Here is a 23257-nt window from a genome sequence, read left to right as displayed (position 1 = left end):
TACCTCGATATGCTGAAAAAATCATATAAATTGAGCCGACTAGCTCAAGGGCATTTGCTCAAAATTAAAAATTACACCGTCGAAAATTTTTCAGATACGCAGTGGACTAAATATAAAGCGGCTTTACTTACTGCTTTTCAAACTTTAGCTGATAACCCTGAATTAGGGAAAAGTTGTGATGACATCTACCACAACGGCTTCTACTTTCATGTGGGTAAGCACACAGCTTACTATACAAAAGAAGATGGCTTTATCCTCATAGTTGCAGTACTGGGGCAATCCCAACTTCCTCAGAAACATCTGCATTCATAGCGAGCTCGCCTCTGACTTTCATTTTGGAGGCGATGATGCTGATTAAGTAAACTAAAGCTTGCAACAGCAGTAAACTCGATCCTAAGCAATTAATTTATCAGATGCTTGCTCTTGTTATAGCTCTGCGATATGAGTCAGAGTTTCAGGGTGGCGTTGAACCAATCTTAGAAGTGTTATTGCTTGCCCATTGGGAGTACTGCGCCCTTGTTCCCAGTTTTCCAATGTACGTGACGACGTATGAAGTAAACGGGCAAATACCCCTCGTGACATATTAAATTGTTCACGGATATCAACTATCTCATCAGGTGAAATGTCTAATTCACCAACATTATTAAACTGATGATTTTTCAGCGTTAACTTACCTTCTGAATGCTCTTTAGCTTCAATAAGAGCTGAACTTAATTCTGTAAATAGATCACGATTGCTCATTGCGCCATGCCTCCATAAAAGCTTTTAACTGTTTCTTTTGATCTGCGGTTAAATCCGACATTTCATTCTTTGCATAAATGGTAAGCAAGTAGAATCGATGATGTTCATCGAGATAGTAATAGATAACGCGTGAACCACCACGCTTCCCTTTGCCCTTGCTTGCTACTCGAATTTTTCGCAAACCTCCTGTACCTTGGATTACATCGCCATACTTGGGATTAGACATGAGTTCCGCTTGAAAAAGCCTATACTCGTCATCGTTAAGATAATGCTCTCGGTACTTTTCAAATATACTCGATTCAACAAATACACTTTTCATAAACAAAGTGTACGTTATCTGCGTATAGAAGACAAGCTTGTTGGGGATTTGAGCTTTCACACTTGCAACAGCAGCAAACTAAGAACCTAAGCGATTAGTTTGTCTGATAATTGCTATTGTTTCGAATAACTCAGAATTCAGAAAATCAACCAAAGAATTCCTTTCTTGCTCACTTAATTCGCTTTTTTCTGTGTGATCAAAAAACGTAAGCTCGTAAGGATCTTGCGACATATCGTACGCTAACATCCATCCACTAAAATCATCACCAATAAAAATATAATTGGTCAATTCTGATGCCGTTTCAGAATCAAAAATTTCGTCTCGCCCAAGTGGTTCGCCATAAATAGAAAATGCAGGTTACCTCTCTGATTACCTGCATTTTGGGGACAGCTTAAAACGATAGCTTAAACTGGCGACTAGTTAACAGTAACGATAATACGTTGATAATGAGTCATCGCTGGAGAGCCATTATCTTTTGCTTGAGCGATAATATGAATGGTGTCGCCTTGTTTCGCGTTGTTAGGAATTCTAAAGCGCCAGTGGCCTGATTCCGTTTTGGTAAGGTCGATTAAACCATTGTAGGTTCCCGCTTCTGGGTATTGCCAAAGCGTCGTGGTGACTGAATTGCCATCGGGATCGGTGGTTACTGGTGTCAGTACCACCTCATCACCGACAGCGCCTGTGACACGATTCCCTTCTTTCACTTTAACTGACGGAGCATGATTGGCCTCTTGGTAGTTTGAGGTTACTGACCACTGTAAACGAGCAGCGAAATCGCGCTGAATATCGCCCCACCAGCGCGAGGCAGAATAATCATCAGGATAGGAGCCATCTGCCGCCTTATCTTTACTGCTTGCATTGCTCCAATGGTTCTTATCGGTTGGGACAACGGATTGTCGACCACCCCAGCCGCCCCAACGAGGATCAGCCCAACTCTCTAAACCATTATTGATGAGTAGCGCAAAATTGGATGAATCCCCTTCCGATACAAAACTGCCTTTTTCTTGCGGTGGCATCCACACCATGTATCCCTTGGCTTCAAGCTGCTCTTTGGTAAGATTGGACAAACCAAAATAGTCTTCTTTATCAAACCCTTCGGCCATTTGTTTACCATCACCCCAGACGCGATATTCAGACCCCATCGGTTTTACGTTGGATACGTGTTTTTGCATCCACTCTTTGGAGAGATAGATCTTGTCTTCTGGTAGGACGGTTTTTCTTGCGAAATACCCCCAAATATTAGTGCTGACTTCGCGGGTTTGAATGTCGGGCCAGTTCGGTTTTAGATAGCTAGCATAAGTCGCATCCTGTAAACCAAAGCTGGTAATGATCGCCTTTTCACTGACCTTTTTGTATATCTTTGGCCAATCAGCTGATTTACCGTATTCTTGTTGAATTGACGCCAACGCTCTAGCAATAGTGTTTAATCCGCCCCACGCTTGCAAAAATACAGGGCCTTTTTGGTCATCTAATAACGCTTGTTTGATCAAGTCTGATCCCGGAGTATCTGCCGCCATATCACCGACATTTTTGATATTACCAATGCGGTATAACGCCTTGAGAGACTTAGGTGTCGGATAGTTTTTATCGTGCTGTTCTAGATTGTCATATGCCTTGGAGTAGGCATCCAATGCCATTTCTATATGCGACGGACTATTGGGCGCATACCAACGATGCGGCTCTATGCCCTGCGCTTTGTCCCCTGAAAAATGGAACTGACTTGAAGAAAGCACCAAACCAGAAATGTGAATTTCATTGGCATAGAGCAGCACTCGAAGCATAGAGTTCAAGTCGTCCAATTCCGGATCTGTGGTGATGATAGTTCGAGGTAATGGTGTGTTCACTGTCTGATATTGAACGTTTGCAACGGCAGGGTTGCCCAGCAAACATCCACAGATAGAAACAGAAAGCAGACCAAGTTTTAGATAGTGATGTGTAGGATTCATGGAATTCACTTTATTGTTATGAAATAAGCAACATGGAGAATTCGCCATTGCACTGATTAAGTACATAATCTCGACTAATTCAGTTGGCAGAAATAGAAACGAATTCTTATCGCGTTAACATAATAGAACCGGTTCCATTAAACATTTAGCGTTATCACAACTTAACCAAACCGTGGTGTTGAGTGAAAGCAGAAAGCTGCAAATCAATCACCATCATTCATAAGTGATTATGCTTTTCCTAACCAACCGTAATCCCCCCTCTTCCCTTTTGTTAGATTGACACTAACCTAGTCATTATGACCAAATTTCATCATGTCAAAACAACACCAAACCGACTCAAAAAATTAATTATTTATTATTTTTCAATAGATTATAAATTGGCACACCCTGTGCTATCTCAATTAACAGAACAAGACGTAATGGCACGACCGCAGAACGGTTGATTATTCACACCCAACAGCGGCGCTCTGTCTCACCATTGATTGATTTTGAATGAGGATAAAATGGGAATTAGCTTTGCAGAACCAGAAAAACTGACTTTGATTTTTGATGCGGACAATCGTGAAGATTGGCAACGAACCTCTCACATCTTGCAATGTCTCAACCTGAATAAAAACACGACAGTGGCCGATGTTGGTGCTGGCACAGGGTATTTCTCCAATCTCTTTTCGGGGCTTGCCAAAACCGTTCACGCGATCGATTGTGAGCCGAATATGGTGAGTTACATGCAAAAGCGCTTTTCAGATGCGGCGTTAAGCAATGTGCTGGTGACGCAATCAACGCCAACAAATCCATCCATTCCTCTCGGCGTCGATTTGGTGTTTGTTGCCAATACCTATCGATTTATTGCCGATCGTCCAACGTTTTTGCACCACTTACGTGCGCAAGTCTCCTGCCAAGCTCGACTGGTATTTGTCGATTACAAGGGAAATAACGCGCGAGTATCACCACAAATGGCAAGGGATGAAGTAGAACAAGCTGGGTTTAGTGTCTCTTCGATGGACACAACAGGCTGCCCAGATCACTATGTGATGACATTTTGCAAAACTGAGTAAGTATGTCTTAATAGACTTACGATTAGGTTATCAAACACTGTCTTGATGCATCGGAGGTTTTATGATCCCGCACGATTTAGTCAAAGGAACCGTCGTTGGTCGCCATGACTGGACGAGCACTCTGTTCTCAATCACCGTTAGTGCTGAGGTTGCGCCATTTCAAGCTGGTCAATTTACTAAATTGGCACTGCAAAATGAGCAAGGCGATTGGATAAGAAAAGCGTACTCCATCGTAAATAGTCCAGACATTCATCTGGAGACGAATGAACCGGCGGAAAGTCAAATCGAGTTTTTGATCATTCACGTTAAGGATGGGCAGCTTTCGCCCAAACTGCATCGACTCCATGTTGGCGATACGGTTTGGGTGGGGAAACAAGCCGCAGGCTTTATGACCTTGGACGAAATCCCCGAATACGCTAAAGAGCTCTGGCTTATCTCAAGCGGCACGGGTATTGGCCCTTATCTTTCAATGCTCTCTGGACCTTGCTTACCTTTCGACACCATAGTGTTAGTACACGCAGTGCGAACCCAACCTGATCTGGTGTATCGCCAACACATCGAAGATCAATTACAACGTTATGCAGGAAGATTGAAATACGTCCCGATTGTTTCTCGTGAACGTGTTGAAGGTGCTTTGTCGGGCAGAATTCCGGCTTTAATTGCGAGCGGAGAGCTGGAAAAAGCCGCATCGGTTTCATTCAATCCAAATCAGAGTTTTGTGTATCTGTGCGGTAATCCAGAGATGATACGAGACGCCAAAATTGCCCTAAACGACAAGGGATTAACCAAACATTTACGGCGTAAACCTGGGCATGTCAGTAGCGAGAATTATTGGTGATGGCGCGCTGATACTTTCAGCGGCAATGCCGATGATGAAAAAAGGCGCTAGCCAATCTCATTAGCTAACGCCTTTCGTTATTAGGATATCTTTTTGATTATAAATGCGATGAATTACTCTTCTTCAACGCCACAATCATTACAACTTTGCAGAGCAATGTCATGTGCGAAAACAAGTTCTGTATTGCCTTCTTCTAGCAACTCTGCGATTTCGTCTGCCACTTCTTTTTCATCATCAGCTTCCACTTGGTCAGCCAATTCTTCTTCAGAGTAACCATAGAAATTGAGCAGTAGGTAATCACGCGCTTCCTCTTTAGTGCACGTCACATTAACTGCGATATCGGCTTCAAGCTTGTCTTGTGCGCCCATTGCAGCGACCTGTGCGATAACGTCTTCTTTCATCGCAGCAGTTAACCAACCTAAATCGGTACTTACTGTCGTTTTTTTGCAGTTAAAACAAGGGAGTTGATGAAAGTAATATTGAAAGTCAGCCATGGTAATGTCTTCTATAGATGTTGAAGTAGAGGATTATCCGCGTTTTGGCGCAAATTACTACATCATTCCTAGTGAAAATCAGCAATATATTGGAGTAGTTTGACGATTAAAGATCCTTGAGTCGGTCATATTCGTCCAACGTAGCCCCATTTGGCTTACGAAAAGCGTATACTAGCGCCTTTATTGGTCTTTTCTTGATAACGTTTAGTGATGAACAACATAATCAATTCTCGGATAAAACAAACCTGTTTTGGTCTACCTAATGAATCTCTTGAGTTAGATCTTACGCCACTCTACGAGTTACAAGAAGATAAAGTTCGAGTTCAAGTCGAGGCAACCAATATCAACCCGAGTGACTTACTTTCCATTCGCGGGGTTGGCCAATATCGCCACCACCACGTCCCGCCACGAGTACCCGGATTTGAAGCTGTTGGTCATGTGCTCGAATCAAACAGCCCTCTATTTTCAAAAGGCGAACGTGTGCTTGTTGCCACCAGTGGAACATGGCAAAAATATATTGATGTAAAACCTGATAACCTCTTTCGCCTTCCACAAAACCTAGAAAACGGTTACGCCTGCCAGCTGTATATCAATGCCCTAACCGCTTGGGTGGTCACAACAGAGGTTGCGCATTTATCAACACAGGATGTGGTGATCATCAATGCAGGCACTTCGGCTATCGGTAAGATTTTCGCCCAGCTATCCGCTTCACTCGGCTTTACGTTAATTGCGGTAACCACAAGACCGGAAAACTATGTAATAGACTCTGCCTACGTTATTGACGCGAAGAACGATTTGAACGCACAAATTCAACAGCTCGGATTACCGCAACCCAACGTGGCATTTGATGCGATTGGAGGCAAAGCTGGCTATGAGTTACTGACCACATTGAGCCAGCAAGGCAGATTGGTTAACTACGGCACACTGTCGTTCGAATTCTATGAACCACGTTTTTTTGAGCATGCCAAAAAATTCAATATTCAGTTCAGTACTTTCTTCTTGCGCTACTGGGAAAACCAAGTAGGCACCGAAGTTCGGCGCACTACCTTCTATGCCATGCTAGAACATTTTATTACCAATAAAATTCAGCTCGACATTGATCGCATCATGCCACTAGACCAAGTGGTAAAAGCGATAACACTTATAGAATCAAAAGAAATAGCGCTGCATGGCAAAATTATTTTAACGCCATGATCGATTGGATATTTTGCCCCGATTTAGGAGTTCAAGCTAAGAATCATAAACCGAACATTCAATCAAATTGCCATCGGGGTCACGAAAGTAAAATGAGCAAATCTTCCCCATCGCGCCTGTTCGCGCGACGGGGCCTTCAATGATATCAACCTTCAGTAAACGAACATGCTGCATCGCACTTTCGAGGTCACCTTCAATAATAAAGCAAAGATCGGCGCTTCCCGACTGAACATGTTGCGCTTTAGGCTCAAATTCACTACCCAGTTGATGCAAATTGATCTTCTGCTGACCAAAGACTAATGCAATACGTCCTTCCCCAAACTTAACAACGTCCATGCCCATTACGGTTTGATAAAACCTAACTGAAGTGGGAATGTCCGCAACGGTCAGAACCAAGTGATCAAGTTGCTTAATTTTCATTGATGTGTATTCCATATATAACTGATTGGTTCGTTTATTTATCGCGATCAGCACCGCGACTCACTGCTTCTCGTAATGCGATATCGAAACGAACAGAGTCTAATTTTTCCAATATACCGTCATAAGCATAATTACCTAATGGTAGACGTAGAGGGGGATTTACATCGTGCGCAACATCTACAATCGCTACTGCGGCTTTAGCTGGGTCGCCAGGCTCTTGACCGACATTAGCGCGAAATGCTTCACGCTGAGCTCCCGCAGTCAAAGCGTAATCAGCAATCCTATTTTCTGGCGTCACTTCTGCTGCTGATGAGCCCGCCCAATCTGTCGCAAATGCGCTCGGTTCAACCAAAATAACCTTTATTCCAAGTGGTGCAGTTTCTAATGCTAATGCTTCAGAGAGCGCTTCCACCGCAAATTTTGAAGCTGTGTACCAACCTACTGCTGCAAAAGCACGAATGCCACCCACAGACGAAACGTTTAAAATGCGGCCACTTTTCTTTGATCGCATATGAGGAAGTACCGCACGAGTTACTGAAGCCAATCCAAAGACATTAATTTCCATTAACTTTCTAACTTCAGTATCGTCACTCTCTTCTACCGCGGCAAAGTAACCAATACCAGCATTGTTAAAAAGAATATCAATTTTACCAAACACTTCGAGAGCGGTATGAACCGCTAACTCAATTTGTTTAGGTTCGGTTACATCAAGCGATAAAGCCAACAGGTTTTCTGGTTCTTGATTATTAAGATAATCCAGATCGCTAATATTTCGTGCCGTAGCGACTACCTTATCGCCTCGACGTAATGCCTCCAAAACCACGAGATGCTCCAGTAATAAACCATATAGACATAGATAATTCCTCAAAATGTCGTTGTGAACAAATTAACCATGCCTTTTAGACTATTCCTATTTCAATAAAATTGTAGTGAAAACAAATATATGAAGCGTTGAATACAGCTCAACGAACCGTTTAAAAATGACCAAAGATAGCCCCATAAGAAATCGCTATGATGGTGTTCGACATCTAATTAAGGTAAAACCATTAATCATGTTTCATGTGTACATATTGCTCGGGTTTATTTTTCTCGCCTTTCGGTTAATTTATCCATTAGAAATTCATCGCCATTTAAAGTGGCTACTCGCGGCACTACTGCTTGTTATTTCTCAATATCATCTGTTGCTCATCGTCTTTTTTGGCAATATGTTTTCACCAGAGTTGCCTCGCTGGCTGGTGATGTTTTTCGGTTGGGCATTCTGCTCATTTGTTTTGATGATAGTAATGACACTCGTTAAAGACTTCTTTTTACTAACACTGGTTTTAATGAGAAAGCCTATTCACCTTATGGCAATTCATCATAACTATCTCACTCTTGTTATCGCTTTAGTTTCTATTCTGATCGCCGGTTTTGGCGTTAATCGTGCAACTCAGGTGCCTCCCATTAAACAGGTAAATATTTATCTTGATCATTGGCCAAAACAACTCAATGGATTAAAAGTGGTTCAGCTAACTGATATGCACATTAGTGCCTTATTCCCTCGAGACTGGGTAACAGAAGTGGTCAAAAAGGTTAATGATCTTTCGCCAGACCTTATTCTGATTACCGGAGATTTCATCGATGGTACTGTAAAAGCAAGGTCCGATGACATCGAGCCACTAAAGAGGTTGGTTTCCAAACTGGGAATCTATGGCGTACTGGGCAATCACGAATATTATTTTGATGGTATGGCGTGGGCGAATCAGCTAGCGAAACTTGGTATAACGATGCTCAACAACCATCATAAGACCGTGATGGTAAACAACTCATCCTTAGTGATCGCGGGTGTAACCGACGAATCTGCTCAGCAGTATCAATTACCCGCGCCTGATATTGCAGCGGCGGTCGCAGGAATAAAGCCTTCCGTCCCTATCATTTTATTAAAACATCAGCCCATTGATGCAACGTTAGCAGCCAAACTTGGCGGCGTGTCGTTACAGCTATCGGGTCATACACATGGTGGAATGATTGTTGGGCTTAATCGTATCGCGAAATTCGCCAATCAAGGTTTTATTTCCGGACTGTATCAAGTAGGTGATATGAAACTCTACGTTAGCAATGGGACTGCACTATGGAGTGGTTTTCCTATTCGATTGGGTGTTCCCCCGGAAATCACCGAATTCACTCTAAAAGGCAAACAACAATAACTGAAAGTTGGCTCAAATAGATTACATGGAGAGGCACCCTTATGGGTGCCTGTTATCAGTTTAAATACTAACTCGTTTAACACTGAGCAATCACTAAGCCGTGGTTACTGCTACCAAGTAGGGTTGGTTCATCGCAGGTTTGTAAGTGATATTCAAACCAAGCTTGGTATTGCTCTGGAGTCATTGGGTTAATGCCATCGGCGATATAACGACTAAACGTATCGGTAGCGATATGGCTAACCAGTTTAAACCCCTGCCCTTCGACTAACTCTTCCATCTCTTTAGGTGTAGCGAAATAGCCAACTTGGAAGAAACGGTCTGCCGCGGAGCTGGTCACCACTCCTTCATTAAGCAATTTGCTATAAACATCGGGCGTGACCAATTCAGGAAATTTCTGCGTAAACATGCCAGCAATGAAGAAGCGTGAAATATAGGCGACCGCAACAATGCCGCCCGGCTTTAAAATACGACGAGCTTCGGCGATCGCTTGTTCGCGTAGCTCTTGGGATTGTAAATGATAGAGCGGCCCCAAAATAACACATACGTCTTGCGAATGATCGTCAATAAATGGCACGTCACAGGCATCGCCTTGGTAAATCGCCAAATCAAGATTCTGTTGCGCCGCCTTTTCTTTAAGGATACGAACCTGATCCGGCACCAATTCAACCGCAGTCGTCATTAACCCCATGTTGGCAAACGTTAATGAATAACGACCCGTCGCAGCGCCAAGTTCTGTCACGTAGCAACCGGGCTTTAAATAAGGTTTTAACTTCGCCATGGTGGTATCAAATTCAATTTGAGCAATATATTGACGAGTTAAGCGCGAATCTTCATCCGCCCCAGTGTACTGTTCTATCAGTGCATCCATTAACCTATCCCTAGTCGTAAAAACATACCGCTCGTAAAAATAAATGATTATATTCAATAAAATAGAGTAGATTTATTAGTATCATGATTGCCAATGAACGAAAAGCTATTACACCGTTTTTATCATTACTTGGAGGATTAAAATATCAAAGTGCAGAGCGAGCCAATGCTAACGGGCTTGCTACGTATTACCAACACGTTTGCCTTACAGATATCCAATCACCCTAAAGCAAACACTAAACCGCTACTTCTACCCATAAGATACATACGTTAAGATACGGGTCACTCAGATAGACTGACATCGGTTATGACAGAGATTTCACTAAATACACCGCTTGCCGAAGCAATTGGTGCCATCAATTCGCCAACATTCACAACCCATTTAATGCATCTTATTGAGCTGCTCTGCCCTTTTGATTGTGCGGTAGTAATGGGGTTTAATGGCGATCAGCGACCAATCTATCTTTATGATTCGATTAAGAATCATCGTGACTTATTGTTTCAGCGCTATCTGGTCTCATCGTTTAAAGATGACCCGTTTTATACGCAACTCAGAGCCAAAAAAGAGCAAGGGGTCTACCTCCTTAAAGAGGTAGCGCAAAACAATCTCCTGTTCCAAGACTACTGTGCGCAGTTCTATCATCAAACCGGTTGGAAAGATGAACTCTGTATGCTGGTCAATATTGAAGCCGACCGTTGGGTTGCTTTTTACTTGGGTTATGTGGATGAAATACAACAGTTTTCATCTGAGTCTATTCGCCGTCTTGAAAGCCACTTCACCATTATCCAAGCACTTTGCCAGCAGCACTGGCGCCAGAGCGAATTTCGCCTTGCCGAACCACTGTTGGATGTCACTTCCTATTCAGGGCAAATGCGTCAACTTATTGAGCATGGTTTAAGTTCATTTGGGCAAGATTTACTGACCAATCGTGAACAAACCATTGCGGGATTGATGGTGCAAGGCTTAGATACGAAACTGATTGCCAAACGTTTAAACATCGCGGAAGGGACGGTCAAAAATCACCGTAAACGCATCTATGCGCAACTGAATATTGCGTCGCTAAGTGAATTGTTTCAGCTTTTTCTCAATCATCTCATTACCTTATCAAGATCATAAACTGTCCCTTTAGGGATATGTCGTTTGTGCATTGCTCCACGTAGTCTTAATTCAGAAGAGACAACTCACTGGATAAGATAAATGACTCAAGAACTGATGAGCGAGCTGCAAGCTCGTGGTTTGATTGCGCAAGCAAGTGACCTTGCACAACTGGAATCCTTGTTAACTAGCGGGCCACAAACCCTTTACTGCGGATTTGATCCCACAGCCGACAGTTTACACATAGGCCATTTAGTGCCTTTACTGATGTTAAAACGCTTTCAAAACGCTGGGCATCACGCCATCGCCCTAATCGGCGGTGCAACAGGAATGATTGGCGATCCCAGCTTTAAAGCCGTCGAACGACAACTCAATAGCGAACACACTGTCGCACAATGGGCGTTGGATTTAACCAACCAAATTAAGCACTTGATGGATGATAAGAGGCAGCGCCCCATCACTGTCGCCAATAATGCCGAATGGCTGCAAGAGATGGATGTCATTACGTTTTTTCGTCATGTAGGCAAACATTTTTCCGTCAATACCATGATGAATCGCGAATCGGTAAAACAGCGCTTACAGCGACCAGACCAAGGCATCTCCTTTACCGAATTTAGCTATCCGCTACTGCAATCGTTTGATTTTGCTCAGCTCAATCAACGTTATGGCTGCCGCATTCAAATTGGCGGTAATGACCAATGGGGCAACATCGTAAGTGGTATTGATTTAACAAGGCGTCAAAGTGGCGAGCAAGTATTTGGTATCACCTTACCCCTCATCACCAAATCCGACGGCACAAAATTTGGCAAAACAGAAAGCGGGGCGGTTTGGCTTAATCCAAGCAAAACGTCGCCCTACGCATTTTACCAATTCTGGTTATCTGCTGACGATCGCGATGTGTACAACTTCTTGCGCTACTACACCTTCTTAAGTTGCGAAGACATTGCCGAGATTGAAGCAAATGACAAAAGTAACCGTGGTAAGCCCCTCGCCCAACAAATATTGGCAGAGCATGTCACTCGTTTTGTGCATGGCGCTCAAGGATTAGAAAGCGCGCAGCGCATTACGCAAGCGCTTTTTGACGGACAGGTTGAGCAACTTACGTTAGCGGAACTGGAGCAATTAGAACTAGACGGTTTACCTTGCATTGAAAGTGCAGAGCAACCCTTGCCAGAACTGCTGATTGAAAGTGGTCTTGCTCAATCAAAACGCATCGCTCGCGAGTTGATCGCTCAACATGCCATCGCCGTCAACGGCGTTAAAGCCGAAAATGAAGTGCTGCCCTGTTTTGCCCTATTTGACCGCTACTGGTTAGTGCAACGTGGTAAAAAGCATTTTGTGTTGATTAAGCGAAAAGCTCTGTAATACAGCGCATCTGCTAAGAATTCACATCAAAAGATGATGCTACGACCGATTGAAAGTGAGAGATTGTTTAACTGAGACTGATACAAACTTGGAAAGGATAGCCATAAAGAGAAGATAACATGGTGCCGACTATCAGAGTCGAACTGATGACCTACGCATTACGAATGCGTTGCTCTACCTACTGAGCTAAGTCGGCATCTCGCTTCAGATTACGAAACTGATTTTATATCTAGCGAAACCACATAGCAATCAAACAATTTAATTAAAAGCAAAAAATTTTTGTGCTAACTCAATGAAATCATTCGAAGAATTTTTCGACAAACGGTCAAAAAGACGCCTTTAGTCAACCAAAGTACCGAACGAACATCGAGGGTAAGCTAAACACTGCCCTCTTTTTCTATCACCAGAATTCTCACCTCTCCCTGCGGATGAGCAACATGTTCAGTTCCGACACTGGCATAAAAGATATCCCCCACTTCGAGCAGCGTTGATTGCGGCAAGCCATCGACCTTAAACCACATTTCCACCACACCATCGAGCACCACAAACACCTCTTGGCCATCGTTGATGTGCCAGATATACGGTTCATTGGTCCAATGCAGACGTGTGGTAATCCCATCCATATTGGCGATAAGTTTTGCACCCCATGCTTTATCAGCGGTGAACTTTTTGCTTCTCGTGATTTCCATTTTTATCTTCCTGATAAATGATAGAGACATTTCGTAACTTTACGATTAAATTAGCCCCTGTTAACTTTAAAAAGCGACTTCGGTAGACATGATCACGCTGAATAAGAATAGTATTCCAATCACGCCGATCACTTTTCGAGTATTAGGAGCTACCAATCCTCTGAAGAGGACATTTCTTGAGCAAGAAAATCAATAAATCCACGTTGAAGAGGGGTAATTTGTTTGCGATTCGCATACACGATATACACCCCTAACTTTTTGGGGTCCCACTCTGGCACCAACGTGACTAATTGGCCCGACTCAATCAAAGGCTTAACGACAGCTAAGGGCTGAAGACTCACTCCTTGTCCTTTTAACGTCGCAGCCAACAACACCTCAGATAAATTGGAGCTCACAGAACCTGATATTGTGACGGATTCAGGTCCGTTTGGGCCATCAAAAACCCAGGCACTACGCCCATAGTAAGCAAAGGTTAAACAGTTAAAATTCGCCAGTGATTGCACATCCATAGGCTTGCCTTTTTTAGCGATATAATCAGGAGATGCACACACCACGGAACGACATTCACCAATTCGTTTTGCAATGACATTCGGTTCGTGATCATTAGTGATTCGAATCGCCAGATCAATACGTGACTCGACCAGGTTGACCGCATCGTCCGTGGTCAGAATATCAATGGATGTTTGTGGCCATTGTTCAACAAACTTACCTACCGCATCAACAAGAAAACTATCAACCAGAGACAAACTGGTGGTCAGCCTGAGTTGACCTTTCAACTCTTCAACGTTCTGGTTTCTTATCTCGTTTAGTAAGTTAACTGAACCTAAAAGTTGATGCGCTATCTCCAACGTATTTTCCCCAATAGTCGTTAAACTAAGGCGTCGGGTGGTTCGATGCAATAAGCGAGCATCCATCCATGATTCCAGCTCAGCTAAATAGCGTGAAACTTTGGCACGTGACATATCCAGTTTGTCAGCAGCGCCACTTAGACTCCCTTGTTCAACAATTTCAGAAAACACCTGCAACGCCATCAGTCTGTCCATCATCAATCCTATTTGTTCGATTATTGAGATAGTATTCGCCGAATTATAGCGTATTTAACCGAATTTTAATCCAATACAATGGCCTTGAATCGTTGAGTTAGAACATCAAATGCTCAATCTAATCAAAATCAATAAAGGTCTTCTATGAAAAAAGTAATCACCTCGACATTGGTCGCCAGCGCCCTAGTTTTTTCAACTCAAACGTTGGCTACGAATTTGACATTACAACAATATAAACCAAGTTCTGATGCCATTTTCCCAGTCACCTCCACGCTTGTTACCGGACAAAAAGAGGCGATCTTGTTTGACGCACAGTTCAGTAGCAAAGATGGTCAATCACTAGTGGACATGATCAAGAAAAACCATAAAACGCTCACTATGATTTACATTACTGCTGGGGATCCTGATTACTATTTTGGCCTGCAACCATTAGTTGCCGCGTTTCCTACGGTTAAAATCGTTTCTAGTCCTTCCATCGTTGAACATATTCAGAAAACCAAAGAGTCAAAACTTGCCTATTGGGGACCAATTTTGGCGGATAATGCACCAACCGAACTCTATGTGCCCCAACCTTCTGCCCAAACCACAATCTCACTCGAGGGGCATCAGATTGAGGTAAAAGACATAAACACTTATCAATCTTTCATCTGGATTCCTGAGCTGAAAACAGTGTTTGGCGGCGTTTCGTTAACATCCGGTATGCATGTCTGGACAGCCGATACGCAAACTCAACAAGCTCGTAGTGCTTGGATTGAGTCATTAGAAAAAATGAAATCACTGAAACCAACAACCGTCATTCCTGGCCACTATCAAGGAGATATTCCTCAAAAAGCGGAAGCGATCGATTTTACAATTGGATACTTAAAGCAATTCGAAGCGGCACTGAGTCAGGCTAATAAACAAAAAACCAACAAATCGGAACACGTCATTTCAATCATGAAAGAGGCTTATCCATCTCTGCCCGGAGAGAGTGATTTGGAACTGAGCAGCAAGGTCAACACAGGCGAAATGGCGTGGTAAAACAACATTAAACTCAAAGCACGGAACCAATCTCTGTTAGTTGACTCGATAAGCACAACAATCACCCCGTTACAAAGGCATATTATTTCATGAGTGACATCATTTACCGCAAGGCAACTCAACAAGACTTTGCAATTATCGCTGGCATTTTTGCCACTAACATGGACCTTAGCGTCTTTACCACAGTCAAAGATACTGAGGCACTTTATCATTTTGCATGTTTATTTATCGCGAATGATTTTATGCGTAGTAGCTTTGTAGAGGTCGCCGAACACGATGGTAAACTTTGCGGTGTTGTCATGGGCTCAACGACGATGACTCATGATAAAGCCGTTGTATTTGACCACAAAGCCTTAAGCACACAGGCCAAGGCAGCGCTCCAACAAACAAAAAATGGCCAGCAAGTGCTTCGTGATTTAAACACTTTTAAAACATCGTTTGATCATACTAGAGATAGTGATGCAGATAGCGAACTCCTGTTCTTTTTTGTCGATAAACACTATCGACGCAACAACATAGGCTCGAAGTTGATTCGCTCCTTTGAGTATCACCTTACAAAACTGAATGCCAACGGTTATTCCCTGCACACAGATACCCGGTGCAGTTATCAATATTATGAAAATAACGGCTATCAGCGTGTTAGCACCCATAACAACATATTTAATCCAGAAATTGAGCACTACACCTATATCAAAGCTATAAACAAGCGTTAAAAACCAAATCAACGCTTTGTTAAAATCTAGGGATGATATTCATAATTAATTTTAATAATTTCGCATAAGAATTAATAACAGTATCAATCCCTATATTTAAACCGTAAATAAGATAACAAAACACGAAGTTTTTATTTTAATTAACCATTCAACATAACAAAAATCACACTCTTCACAAAAGTAAGGAACACAAAACCCACACATCATTATAGCTTAACTTTAACCATTAAAAACAATTAGTTAAAACAATATAGCTTGAAAAAATAAAAAAAGAATCCATATGTAATTTGTCTAGCCTATTATTTAGTGGTAGTGTAATTGTATCAAGTCAATAAAGGAGTGTTGTTTTGAGTTATCGAACGCATACGTTATATAAAGAAAATATCCCTTCAATTTTTAAAATACACCGATCAATCTCCCGCTTCGTCTATACCTATTTACACCCTTGACTTTTATTTCTGATTATCCAATTTTACTAGCGCCTTATTGATGGTGTTGGTTTCAAAAGTAGATATTCGGATAACGATTTCAGTCATTCAATTCTCTTAATACAATCCGATCATATCTACTCCAAAACTCTAGCAAGATAAGGAGTCAGTTATGTCTGTTAGTCAACATTATAATTTAAAGTATATATCGATGATCTGCGGCGTTGCCGCACTGGGTGGATTACTGTTTGGTTATGACACGGCTGTCATTTCCGGCGCAATCAATCCTATCAAACACTACTTTCATCTCGATTCCGTTGGTGTCGGTTGGGCAGTATCCAACGTCGCCATCGGCTGTATCATCGGAGCATTTGCCTCAGGCTCATTAGCCCATAAAATGGGGCGTAAAAAGGCGCTCGTCATCGCCGCCCTCCTCTTTACCATTTCTGCATTAGGTGCAGCCTTAGTCGATTCCTTTGCATGGTTTATCGCCTATCGCATGCTGGGCGGATTAGCCGTTGGTCTTGCTTCTGCAATCTCCCCTATGTATATGAGTGAGGTTTCTCCTAAAGAGATTCGTGGCCGCGCATTAAGTATGCAAAATTTCGCCATTGTTGGTGGACAAGTGGTGATCTTTGTTGTCAACTTTTTAATCGCGCAAGGCGCATCACAACAATGGCTATCTTCGATGGGCTGGCGTGTCATGATTGGTTCTGAAGTGATCCCGTGCATCGCCTTTTGTCTATTTGTTCTGTTCATTCCTGAATCACCACGTTGGTTAGTGGCGGTAAATCGCCAGCAAGAAGCCTTTACGATTTTAGAAAAAATTGGTGGCACGCACTACGCGCAGCAAACCCTCGCGAACATTGAAGATTCTCTAGTCGAAGACAATCAAACCAAACAAAAGAAATCAGAAACCAAAGATTTACTGCATCAACGTCGATTTTGGTTATTCGCTTTCCTTGGCTGTACAGTCGCCTGTATACAGCAAGCCAGTGGTGTCAATGTGATGATGTATTTTGCACCAGTGGTTCTTGAAAATGTCACAGGTAATACTGATGTCGCGATGTTCTTAACAATTTGGATTGGCGTATTCCAACTCATAGGAACCGTTATTGGCTCAATGTTAATGGATAAAATAGGACGTTTACCACTGCTCAAACTAGGGTCTGTCGGGACAGTGTTTGGCTTATTACTGACCTCCTATTTTATGTATTACAGCCATGGGCTGAGCGGTGATGCTGCGATTACTACTGGCTATTACACGCTGATGGGGATGTTGGTATTCATGCTCTTTTTCTCTCTTTCATGGGGACTGGGAGCATGGATTGTGATCTCGGAAATATTCCCAAACCGTATGCGCTCAGTTGGTATGGCATTTGCCATTTCTATGATGTGGATTAGTAACTTTATCATTGGGTTAGTATTCCCGATCTTAAATGAAAATGCTTGGCTAACTGCCCATTTTCACGGCGCATTTCCAATGTGGATATTCGCTGGCGTAATGGTGTTAGCGACCCTCTTTATTTACCGTTTTCTACCAGAAACCAAAGGGGTTCAACTAGAAAATATGGAAGAGCATGTGATGAATTACATCAATAGCAAATCCAATACTCGTTCATACGAAGGTAAGTCTAAAACACGACATGAAGAAAAATGGCATCCAAGCTACGCACCTAGCAACCGAATCACGCAAAGTCACTTAGTCAAAGGCATCAGTCATAGCTCTACGCGGAATAATCGACTAGATAAAAACCGCCTCGGAACCACTCGCTTTGCAAAAAATCGTTTTTCTCGTAACCGTGTCACAACTGGAGAATAAGGGAATGATAATGAACAATTTCAAGACCATACTTAAACACCTGTCAGTAAAAATGAGCTTAACTTTGCTCGGTTGGCTAGCTCAATCTGGCCAAGCACTACGACCATTCAAGGGTAGCGAACGCTTGCTCGAGGAATACAGCGAAGCTGATTCACATTAGCACCTTTATTTGGTAACTAACGCCATGGTCCCCACGTTAATATGGAATCAGATTCAATACGCAATTGACATCTATCCGTGTTAACGTGGGGACACATGGACGTAAAATAGAAATAATTTGGATGTTGAGACTCTCTTTGATTCATCGTATCAGTACCTTAAACACGCCGGTGGTGATCATCAACGGCTTGCCGGGTACAGGCAAATCCACGCTGCTAAAACAACTTGCCATGCAGCGCAACCAGCAGGTATTTGGCACCCTGCCCAATCCCACCGATGTTCCTGTCGGCGAGCTATTGATTTGGGACCCTGCAGGTCAAAGCTTTCAACTGCATCTGCAGCAAGTAATGGAGTTAATTTCAGCCCTTGAGCAGCGTAGTCAAACCTTGATTATGAGTGCTGCTTGGGAAACACAGTGGCTGACCAACGCCCACACAACCCTCACCACGGGTAGTTTTTTGAGTATATCGGGTAGTTAATACCAGAAAAATTGAACAATTTGCGGGCAAATAAGGGAATGGTAATGGAATGGATTAAGAAAAAACTAGCTGGATTTTGGGGAAATTGGCTTTACATATGAAGTTCTTGTTAGAGCCCATCAGACTAATGGGATCATTAAGATTGAATATTCCCTTAATAGGGTCAGAAATAAGCTTTCAAAACTTAAGCAATAAAGGCAATCGAAAGCCCATTGATTGTCAGTCCATGGGCTTTCTCTTAGTGTCAATATTTTATTTAATCGATATTAATCACCAATTATCTCCATATATTTATAAAGCTCTCTTTTTATTCTGTGAAACTCTTGAATCGATACGGTCTCACCATCAAACAAATAATTTCTTTGTTTGCAACTAACACGAATCGTCTCTTGGCTTCCTGTAATAAGAGTAATGTCGACATCATTTACAAAAAAATGGGAAAGTTGATCTAGATTAATATAAAGTTCATTAGCAATTTTAATTGATTTTGCCATTATAAATCGTCCTTATTATACATTTTATTACTCATTAAAATTTCAAGTTCAGTCATAATTTTTTCCAAAATAATGTCCACACTTTGGCAAGCATCAACACATAACCAATTCCCGACAGGTAATGATTTATTCATAGAAAAATATAAAGATCTAAGCTTTTCATTAGCATTGTGTTGAAGCGTATTCATATCTTCATCAGTACACACATTTCTTGCCTTAATACGATTAGCTCGTACTGCAGCAGGAACATCCAAATAGACGGTTAACGTTGGTTGATGAAGAACTAATTCAACTTCACGACATTTAAACTGTTTACCATTACTCATCCATGCATGATAAACCTGTGTTGATAACCAGTATCGGTCCAACACGACGGGCTTTCCTTGTAAGTTAAGCTCTTTAGCATCTTCCGAAGCCTTTAATATCGAAGCCATATAAAACATCTGGCGAGCTTTAACATTATTATCAAAAACCATATCAGTCACTTTTCTCACTTCCTTTAATTCTTTATCAGGAGAAGTTAAAAGTTGTGCATTCAACATTTTTGCGAGCGCAGTTGAAACAGTTGATTTACCACAGCCATCTAGACCTTCAATTACAATAAACATAAATAACCTCTGTTTAGATTGAATAAATATTATTTTTAAAATTGATAAAATATATTATTTTAAGTTCTTGAAATTCTTTTCATAACTTTGTCTTGGATATAGGAAAAACTTTCTCTCATTCGACTTATTCGACATTACCAGTCTATAATTTCGCCCTACTCTAAATCGAATAAGATCAGGGTTACACTTAATTACCCTCCCACCAATCTTATCAATTGGAGCCCCATAGAAGGTCAATTTCATAATAGAATGAATTTTCTTTTTCGTTGTTTTTGATAAATTAAGCCACACATTATAATCAACAGAACATTCATACAGCTCTTCATTCATAACATCAAAATCATTATGTTTTTTAAATGTTCCTGTAATAAAATCATCATCGCATACTAAAAAATAATACCCCCTCATCTCGGAATTTCCTTTAGTATCGATTTGCAAATTTCACTGGGTCAAAGCCGGTTTCAGCTAGAGCAATGCCAATTGGCGTTGTAACTAGTGACCTACTTTTTATATATCCACCGAATTGATCCCCATTTTGGAAAAATGAACCATCTGGACTGATCATCAGATAAGAGCCAGTCATTGAGTCGTTATTTTCAACCGACATAAAACTATTAGCTGATCTATGACGCTCAACAAATGCTGAAAACTGTTCATCAGTGATGGCAGCTATTGATTTAAATACCGGTAATACACGCAGTACCTTCCACTTATTCGGTAAAAGTACTTCCATCAACGCAGTAAGGTTTTCCTCTGTATTATATTGGTTCACTACGGTATTAATTTTCAATTCGGTATTAGGTGCAAATTGCCTCATTTGTTGAAAGATATTTTGCAACCTTTCTGCTGTGAGTATTGCTCCTGTTCTCGTCACCCTGCCGACTTGCTTCTGTACGTTTTCACTTATCGCATCGTAGCTAATGCCCAGCATTTGAAATTTGGAGCCATGATTTGAGATAAAATCATCGGTTAAGAGATGACCATTAGTGATAAGAGAAGTTTCAAATCCCAACTCTTTCGCATAGTCCAAAGCTTCAATAAAGCGCTCTTTCAACAGTACAGGCTCTCCACCAGCAAAGTTGAGTCGCACGCTCCCATATTTCAATTGAGCTCGAATTGGGTTTGATCCAAGAAAATAGTCTGCCAATTTGGCGAGTACTGCTTTCATTTGGTGAAGATCACGATGTAGCTCATTCGGCTTTGCCCACTTGGCATAACAATAATGGCAATCGTAATTACACTTTTCAGTGATGTGATAGTTGATAACTAGTTGATTTACATGAGACATAACACTACTCCTTCGTTTCGATAGGAGTAGTGTTACTTTGTGCAGTGCACAAAAAAGGACTTTTTTACTCGGGAAGCAAATTTAATAAAGATTGGAAAGATAACGCCTCTTGATAATCCCTTTGAATTCGGTCAACGAGGCTGGAAAGCATCGGGTCATCCGCCAAGAGTTTTGCATCAATCTCAAGACTCAGGCAGTTCGCTTTTTCCAAATCATTTTCCAATGACGCAAGTAATAGTGCATCTTTAAGGGAAAGAGAAAGCCGACTATTACGTAGCAATTCATATAGTAGTCCACCATTTGTCAATGCTATTTGCGGCAAGTGTTTTGAAAAAGGATTTGTTAAGCGCTGATTCCTAAGATCAAATGTCTCATCACTGAGTTGTTGTAAAAAAGCGCGGCTCTTCTCCTCTAATGCATTTAACTGGTTAACCTGCTGAGCATTCAACAAGCCTTCTAAACACTCCTCATAGGCCGCTCTTCGTTCTTTCCACTTTTCAAAAATGCTCTTTACCTTCTTGGTGTCGTTGTAAAACGCATCTAATACGAGAGCATTGAACAAGCAACTAACACCATCTGATGTTAAAGCAACACTTTCCTTGCCTTCTGTACCCGTTTTAGAAGGAAACCGTTTAATTAAGGAAGAAGGAATGGTTCCATTTCGAACATAGCTATTGGCTTTAGTTCTCAAACATTTGCCATCCATACCAAACAGTTCTTGAACCGCTTGACTAGTATTTATTAACGACACAAAGCCTTCTCCAAGACAATGGTTTCACCGTAGTAATCTCTAGGTGATGACTTAGCTATCAGTTCTGCTGTTTTATACATACTATGCTCACCCCATCGACATTTCATATCTGCATGCTCAACAGCCCCTAAGCAATAACCTGCTCTAAAACTTTCTGCCACTGAGGTTGTTAGATATGCCCCGAAACGTTTTTCATTTTTTTTGTCGTATAACTCAATATATTCTTGGCACGCGTTAATCAAAAAACGGGCACTACCCGGCTTAGACATAGGCTCTTCGCGACATAACGCCGGAAATGCAGTCACTAATAGGAAGAAACAAAAACTTAACCGTCTTAGCATTGTGATAACTCCGTTTCATTAAGACTATTGGGTTCATCAGGCACATTAGTACCCGCGCTATTTTTCAACACCTGGTAGCTATAGAGTGTAACCAGCGTTGTCCCAAAGTATGATGAGAGGTTAAGCCAAGGCATCTCGTCTATCTTATTTATTGAAAAATCAAACGCTAAATGCGCGATCATCAAACAAGCTACGACAAATAAGCAAAAATAGGCTTGATAAACAAAAGGGGTGATCAACTTTCTCATAAAAGGCGCTTTTACCATTAAACACAGCTTCACATACTTATAAGTGAATATGAGTAACCATAGTAGGTAAAACTCTTCAACTAGATCCAACTCCGATAGGCTGACACTGTATTCAAAAATTTCAGAAGGCAATAACGCAAACAACGTGACTCCTAAGAGGAACATTGTCAGTAACCACATCCACTTAATAGCAAATTTAATTCCTTGCCATACCCTTGAACTAACTTTCTGATCTTTATTTATTTCCATTATTTAACCGTTACTAGATGGGTGGTGAATAGACGTTTTAAAAATCTGGCAAACTTCACAGCCTTAGTCGGGCGATGTTTCACAATCCCCCTAAATGGCAAGAGATAAAATCAACGCTACTAACTAGTTTTTTTCGCAAGAAATCACAAACTTACAAAGTTTTACAGACCAAAGGCGATATTAAGACACTAGACACATAAGAACAATATCAAAGTTCTATGATTCGCCAGATTATTGATTATGATAAATATATTAGATTTACATGAATCAACTTCTCGAGGTTTGTCTACCTACCCCATCCCACACCTAAACCACCCTATGTATCCCATTGCATTTATTGTGGTTCGTGCGATAGTAGTGGCTCTCACTTTTCCACAATAAGCAACGCGGCACGGACTTCGCGC

Annotated in this window: 27 protein-coding genes and 1 tRNA gene; 12 read left to right on the top strand and 16 right to left on the bottom strand. The window is 41.7% G+C overall.

The window, feature by feature from the left end; all coding sequences use genetic code 11:
- Positions 1-9: 9 nt before the first annotated feature.
- The gene (locus tag JCM16456_RS07130; protein ID WP_068713557.1) at positions 10-312 is read left to right on the top strand and encodes a type II toxin-antitoxin system RelE/ParE family toxin; all 303 of its coding nucleotides are present in this window, start codon (positions 10-12) and stop codon (positions 310-312) included.
- Positions 313-426: 114 nt separating this feature from the next.
- On the opposite strand, the gene JCM16456_RS07125 is transcribed toward JCM16456_RS07130, so the two are convergent.
- The 3 genes from JCM16456_RS07125 to JCM16456_RS07110 all read right to left on the bottom strand — a co-directional run bounded on the left by JCM16456_RS07125 (position 427) and on the right by JCM16456_RS07110 (position 3006).
- Positions 427-741 carry a helix-turn-helix domain-containing protein gene (locus tag JCM16456_RS07125; RefSeq protein WP_068713556.1) on the bottom strand — a complete coding sequence of 105 codons (315 nt, stop codon included), beginning with the start codon at positions 739-741 and terminating at the stop codon, positions 427-429.
- Positions 728-1060 (bottom strand): type II toxin-antitoxin system RelE/ParE family toxin, encoded by a 333-nt coding sequence (locus tag JCM16456_RS07120; protein WP_068715947.1) that lies wholly within the window; start codon positions 1058-1060, stop codon positions 728-730. Before JCM16456_RS07120 ends, JCM16456_RS07125 begins: the two co-directional genes overlap by 14 nt.
- Before the next feature lie 416 nt (positions 1061-1476).
- Complete coding sequence (locus tag JCM16456_RS07110; protein ID WP_082712239.1) at positions 1477-3006, bottom strand: DUF1593 domain-containing protein; 1530 nt, start codon at positions 3004-3006, stop codon at positions 1477-1479.
- A 503-nt stretch (positions 3007-3509) separates the two neighbouring features.
- Here JCM16456_RS07110 and JCM16456_RS07105 point away from each other — a divergent pair.
- Both JCM16456_RS07105 and JCM16456_RS07100 read left to right on the top strand, forming a co-directional pair.
- The gene (locus tag JCM16456_RS07105) at positions 3510-4061 is read left to right on the top strand and encodes a class I SAM-dependent methyltransferase (RefSeq protein ID WP_068713554.1); all 552 of its coding nucleotides are present in this window, start codon (positions 3510-3512) and stop codon (positions 4059-4061) included.
- Positions 4062-4122: 61 nt separating this feature from the next.
- A complete protein-coding gene (locus JCM16456_RS07100; RefSeq protein WP_068713553.1) occupies positions 4123-4899 on the top strand; it encodes a ferredoxin--NADP reductase in 777 nt (258 codons plus the stop codon).
- Between the two features lie 113 nt (positions 4900-5012).
- Here JCM16456_RS07100 and JCM16456_RS07095 read toward each other — a convergent pair whose 3' ends face one another.
- Entirely contained in the window at positions 5013-5393 is a 381-nt protein-coding gene (locus tag JCM16456_RS07095) for a hypothetical protein (protein ID WP_068713552.1), read from the bottom strand.
- Between the two features lie 210 nt (positions 5394-5603).
- Between JCM16456_RS07095 and JCM16456_RS07090 the strand changes: the two genes are divergently transcribed.
- A complete protein-coding gene (locus tag JCM16456_RS07090; RefSeq protein ID WP_068713551.1) occupies positions 5604-6587 on the top strand; it encodes a zinc-dependent alcohol dehydrogenase family protein in 984 nt (327 codons plus the stop codon).
- A gap of 36 nt (positions 6588-6623) precedes the next feature.
- On the opposite strand, the gene JCM16456_RS07085 is transcribed toward JCM16456_RS07090, so the two are convergent.
- Positions 6624-7007 (bottom strand): VOC family protein, encoded by a 384-nt coding sequence (locus JCM16456_RS07085; protein WP_068713550.1) that lies wholly within the window; start codon positions 7005-7007, stop codon positions 6624-6626.
- Positions 7008-7041: 34 nt separating this feature from the next.
- On the bottom strand, positions 7042-7830 hold the full coding sequence (locus JCM16456_RS07080; protein ID WP_197655214.1) for an SDR family NAD(P)-dependent oxidoreductase: 789 nt from the start codon (positions 7828-7830) through the stop codon (positions 7042-7044).
- A 229-nt stretch (positions 7831-8059) separates the two neighbouring features.
- Here JCM16456_RS07080 and JCM16456_RS07075 point away from each other — a divergent pair, with 229 nt between their 5' ends.
- A complete protein-coding gene (locus JCM16456_RS07075; protein ID WP_068713549.1) occupies positions 8060-9193 on the top strand; it encodes a metallophosphoesterase in 1134 nt (377 codons plus the stop codon).
- Between the two features lie 76 nt (positions 9194-9269).
- Here the strand turns inward: JCM16456_RS07075 and JCM16456_RS07070 are convergent, their stop codons facing one another.
- Complete coding sequence (locus JCM16456_RS07070) at positions 9270-10061, bottom strand: class I SAM-dependent methyltransferase (RefSeq protein WP_068713548.1); 792 nt, start codon at positions 10059-10061, stop codon at positions 9270-9272.
- 306 nt (positions 10062-10367) lie between these two features.
- Between JCM16456_RS07070 and JCM16456_RS07065 the strand changes: the two genes are divergently transcribed.
- The gene (locus JCM16456_RS07065; RefSeq protein ID WP_068713547.1) at positions 10368-11177 is read left to right on the top strand and encodes a helix-turn-helix transcriptional regulator; all 810 of its coding nucleotides are present in this window, start codon (positions 10368-10370) and stop codon (positions 11175-11177) included.
- Between the two features lie 81 nt (positions 11178-11258).
- Positions 11259-12521, top strand: coding sequence for a tyrosine--tRNA ligase (gene tyrS / locus JCM16456_RS07060; protein WP_068713546.1), 1263 nt, complete (start codon positions 11259-11261; stop codon positions 12519-12521).
- Between the two features lie 120 nt (positions 12522-12641).
- Here the strand turns inward: tyrS and JCM16456_RS07055 are convergent.
- From JCM16456_RS07055 to JCM16456_RS07045, 3 genes are all read right to left on the bottom strand, one after another.
- Positions 12642-12717, bottom strand: a tRNA-Thr gene (locus JCM16456_RS07055).
- Positions 12718-12898: 181 nt separating this feature from the next.
- On the bottom strand, positions 12899-13210 hold the full coding sequence (locus tag JCM16456_RS07050; protein ID WP_068713545.1) for a cupin domain-containing protein: 312 nt from the start codon (positions 13208-13210) through the stop codon (positions 12899-12901).
- 149 nt (positions 13211-13359) lie between these two features.
- Entirely contained in the window at positions 13360-14253 is an 894-nt protein-coding gene (locus JCM16456_RS07045; RefSeq protein WP_068713544.1) for a LysR family transcriptional regulator, read from the bottom strand.
- A gap of 144 nt (positions 14254-14397) precedes the next feature.
- Between JCM16456_RS07045 and JCM16456_RS07040 the strand changes: the two genes are divergently transcribed.
- The 5 genes from JCM16456_RS07040 (at position 14398) to JCM16456_RS07025 (ending at position 18874) form a co-directional block, all read left to right on the top strand.
- On the top strand, positions 14398-15273 hold the full coding sequence (locus tag JCM16456_RS07040; RefSeq protein WP_068713543.1) for an MBL fold metallo-hydrolase: 876 nt from the start codon (positions 14398-14400) through the stop codon (positions 15271-15273).
- Between the two features lie 89 nt (positions 15274-15362).
- Positions 15363-15986: a GNAT family N-acetyltransferase gene (locus tag JCM16456_RS07035; RefSeq protein ID WP_068713542.1), complete on the top strand. Its 624-nt coding sequence runs from the start codon at positions 15363-15365 to the stop codon at positions 15984-15986.
- A 600-nt stretch (positions 15987-16586) separates the two neighbouring features.
- Positions 16587-18236, top strand: a complete 1650-nt coding sequence (locus JCM16456_RS07030) for a sugar porter family MFS transporter (protein ID WP_082712238.1) — start codon at positions 16587-16589, stop codon at positions 18234-18236.
- 10 nt (positions 18237-18246) lie between these two features.
- Positions 18247-18396 carry a hypothetical protein gene (locus JCM16456_RS23615; RefSeq protein WP_156430471.1) on the top strand — a complete coding sequence of 50 codons (150 nt, stop codon included), beginning with the start codon at positions 18247-18249 and terminating at the stop codon, positions 18394-18396.
- A 121-nt stretch (positions 18397-18517) separates the two neighbouring features.
- Positions 18518-18874 (top strand): hypothetical protein, encoded by a 357-nt coding sequence (locus JCM16456_RS07025; RefSeq protein ID WP_068713541.1) that lies wholly within the window; start codon positions 18518-18520, stop codon positions 18872-18874.
- Positions 18875-19140: 266 nt separating this feature from the next.
- Here JCM16456_RS07025 and JCM16456_RS07020 read toward each other — a convergent pair whose 3' ends face one another.
- The 6 genes from JCM16456_RS07020 to JCM16456_RS06990 form a co-directional block, all read right to left on the bottom strand.
- A complete protein-coding gene (locus JCM16456_RS07020; RefSeq protein WP_068713540.1) occupies positions 19141-19368 on the bottom strand; it encodes a hypothetical protein in 228 nt (75 codons plus the stop codon).
- Positions 19368-19976 carry a dTMP kinase gene (locus JCM16456_RS07015; RefSeq protein ID WP_068713539.1) on the bottom strand — a complete coding sequence of 203 codons (609 nt, stop codon included), beginning with the start codon at positions 19974-19976 and terminating at the stop codon, positions 19368-19370. The genes JCM16456_RS07020 and JCM16456_RS07015 overlap by 1 nt, the downstream gene beginning before the upstream one ends.
- Before the next feature lie 421 nt (positions 19977-20397).
- Entirely contained in the window at positions 20398-21264 is an 867-nt protein-coding gene (locus JCM16456_RS07005; protein WP_068713537.1) for a viperin family antiviral radical SAM protein, read from the bottom strand.
- 64 nt (positions 21265-21328) lie between these two features.
- Complete coding sequence (locus JCM16456_RS07000; protein WP_068713536.1) at positions 21329-22015, bottom strand: hypothetical protein; 687 nt, start codon at positions 22013-22015, stop codon at positions 21329-21331.
- Positions 22006-22356 (bottom strand): hypothetical protein, encoded by a 351-nt coding sequence (locus JCM16456_RS06995; protein WP_068713535.1) that lies wholly within the window; start codon positions 22354-22356, stop codon positions 22006-22008. The genes JCM16456_RS07000 and JCM16456_RS06995 overlap by 10 nt, the downstream gene beginning before the upstream one ends.
- Entirely contained in the window at positions 22350-22853 is a 504-nt protein-coding gene (locus JCM16456_RS06990) for a hypothetical protein (RefSeq protein ID WP_068713534.1), read from the bottom strand. The genes JCM16456_RS06995 and JCM16456_RS06990 overlap by 7 nt, the downstream gene beginning before the upstream one ends.
- Positions 22854-23257: the final 404 nt, after the last annotated feature.

Source organism: Vibrio tritonius (genome assembly GCF_001547935.1).
Classification (GTDB): Bacteria; Pseudomonadota; Gammaproteobacteria; order Enterobacterales; family Vibrionaceae; genus Vibrio; species Vibrio tritonius.
The sequence above is the reverse complement of the archived record's forward strand: the minus strand, read 5'-3'. Positions and strand labels throughout refer to the sequence as shown.

Excerpts from the sequence above, each read along its gene's own strand:
- JCM16456_RS07130 (WP_068713557.1), top strand. The coding sequence starts at position 10 with ATGCTGAAAAAATCATATAAATTGAGCCGACTAGCTCAAGGGCATTTG.
- JCM16456_RS07125 (WP_068713556.1), bottom strand. The coding sequence starts at position 741 with ATGAGCAATCGTGATCTATTTACAGAATTAAGTTCAGCTCTTATTGAA.
- JCM16456_RS07120 (WP_068715947.1), bottom strand. The coding sequence starts at position 1,060 with ATGAAAAGTGTATTTGTTGAATCGAGTATATTTGAAAAGTACCGAGAG.
- JCM16456_RS07110 (WP_082712239.1), bottom strand. The coding sequence starts at position 3,006 with ATGAATCCTACACATCACTATCTAAAACTTGGTCTGCTTTCTGTTTCT.
- JCM16456_RS07105 (WP_068713554.1), top strand. The coding sequence starts at position 3,510 with ATGGGAATTAGCTTTGCAGAACCAGAAAAACTGACTTTGATTTTTGAT.
- JCM16456_RS07100 (WP_068713553.1), top strand. The coding sequence starts at position 4,123 with ATGATCCCGCACGATTTAGTCAAAGGAACCGTCGTTGGTCGCCATGAC.
- JCM16456_RS07095 (WP_068713552.1), bottom strand. The coding sequence starts at position 5,393 with ATGGCTGACTTTCAATATTACTTTCATCAACTCCCTTGTTTTAACTGC.
- JCM16456_RS07090 (WP_068713551.1), top strand. The coding sequence starts at position 5,604 with ATGAACAACATAATCAATTCTCGGATAAAACAAACCTGTTTTGGTCTA.
- JCM16456_RS07085 (WP_068713550.1), bottom strand. The coding sequence starts at position 7,007 with ATGAAAATTAAGCAACTTGATCACTTGGTTCTGACCGTTGCGGACATT.
- JCM16456_RS07075 (WP_068713549.1), top strand. The coding sequence starts at position 8,060 with ATGTTTCATGTGTACATATTGCTCGGGTTTATTTTTCTCGCCTTTCGG.
- JCM16456_RS07070 (WP_068713548.1), bottom strand. The coding sequence starts at position 10,061 with ATGGATGCACTGATAGAACAGTACACTGGGGCGGATGAAGATTCGCGC.
- JCM16456_RS07065 (WP_068713547.1), top strand. The coding sequence starts at position 10,368 with ATGACAGAGATTTCACTAAATACACCGCTTGCCGAAGCAATTGGTGCC.
- tyrS (WP_068713546.1), top strand. The coding sequence starts at position 11,259 with ATGACTCAAGAACTGATGAGCGAGCTGCAAGCTCGTGGTTTGATTGCG.
- JCM16456_RS07050 (WP_068713545.1), bottom strand. The coding sequence starts at position 13,210 with ATGGAAATCACGAGAAGCAAAAAGTTCACCGCTGATAAAGCATGGGGT.
- JCM16456_RS07045 (WP_068713544.1), bottom strand. The coding sequence starts at position 14,253 with ATGGACAGACTGATGGCGTTGCAGGTGTTTTCTGAAATTGTTGAACAA.
- JCM16456_RS07040 (WP_068713543.1), top strand. The coding sequence starts at position 14,398 with ATGAAAAAAGTAATCACCTCGACATTGGTCGCCAGCGCCCTAGTTTTT.
- JCM16456_RS07035 (WP_068713542.1), top strand. The coding sequence starts at position 15,363 with ATGAGTGACATCATTTACCGCAAGGCAACTCAACAAGACTTTGCAATT.
- JCM16456_RS07030 (WP_082712238.1), top strand. The coding sequence starts at position 16,587 with ATGTCTGTTAGTCAACATTATAATTTAAAGTATATATCGATGATCTGC.
- JCM16456_RS23615 (WP_156430471.1), top strand. The coding sequence starts at position 18,247 with ATGAACAATTTCAAGACCATACTTAAACACCTGTCAGTAAAAATGAGC.
- JCM16456_RS07025 (WP_068713541.1), top strand. The coding sequence starts at position 18,518 with ATGTTGAGACTCTCTTTGATTCATCGTATCAGTACCTTAAACACGCCG.
- JCM16456_RS07020 (WP_068713540.1), bottom strand. The coding sequence starts at position 19,368 with ATGGCAAAATCAATTAAAATTGCTAATGAACTTTATATTAATCTAGAT.
- JCM16456_RS07015 (WP_068713539.1), bottom strand. The coding sequence starts at position 19,976 with ATGTTTATTGTAATTGAAGGTCTAGATGGCTGTGGTAAATCAACTGTT.
- JCM16456_RS07005 (WP_068713537.1), bottom strand. The coding sequence starts at position 21,264 with ATGTCTCATGTAAATCAACTAGTTATCAACTATCACATCACTGAAAAG.
- JCM16456_RS06995 (WP_068713535.1), bottom strand. The coding sequence starts at position 22,356 with ATGCTAAGACGGTTAAGTTTTTGTTTCTTCCTATTAGTGACTGCATTT.
- JCM16456_RS06990 (WP_068713534.1), bottom strand. The coding sequence starts at position 22,853 with ATGGAAATAAATAAAGATCAGAAAGTTAGTTCAAGGGTATGGCAAGGA.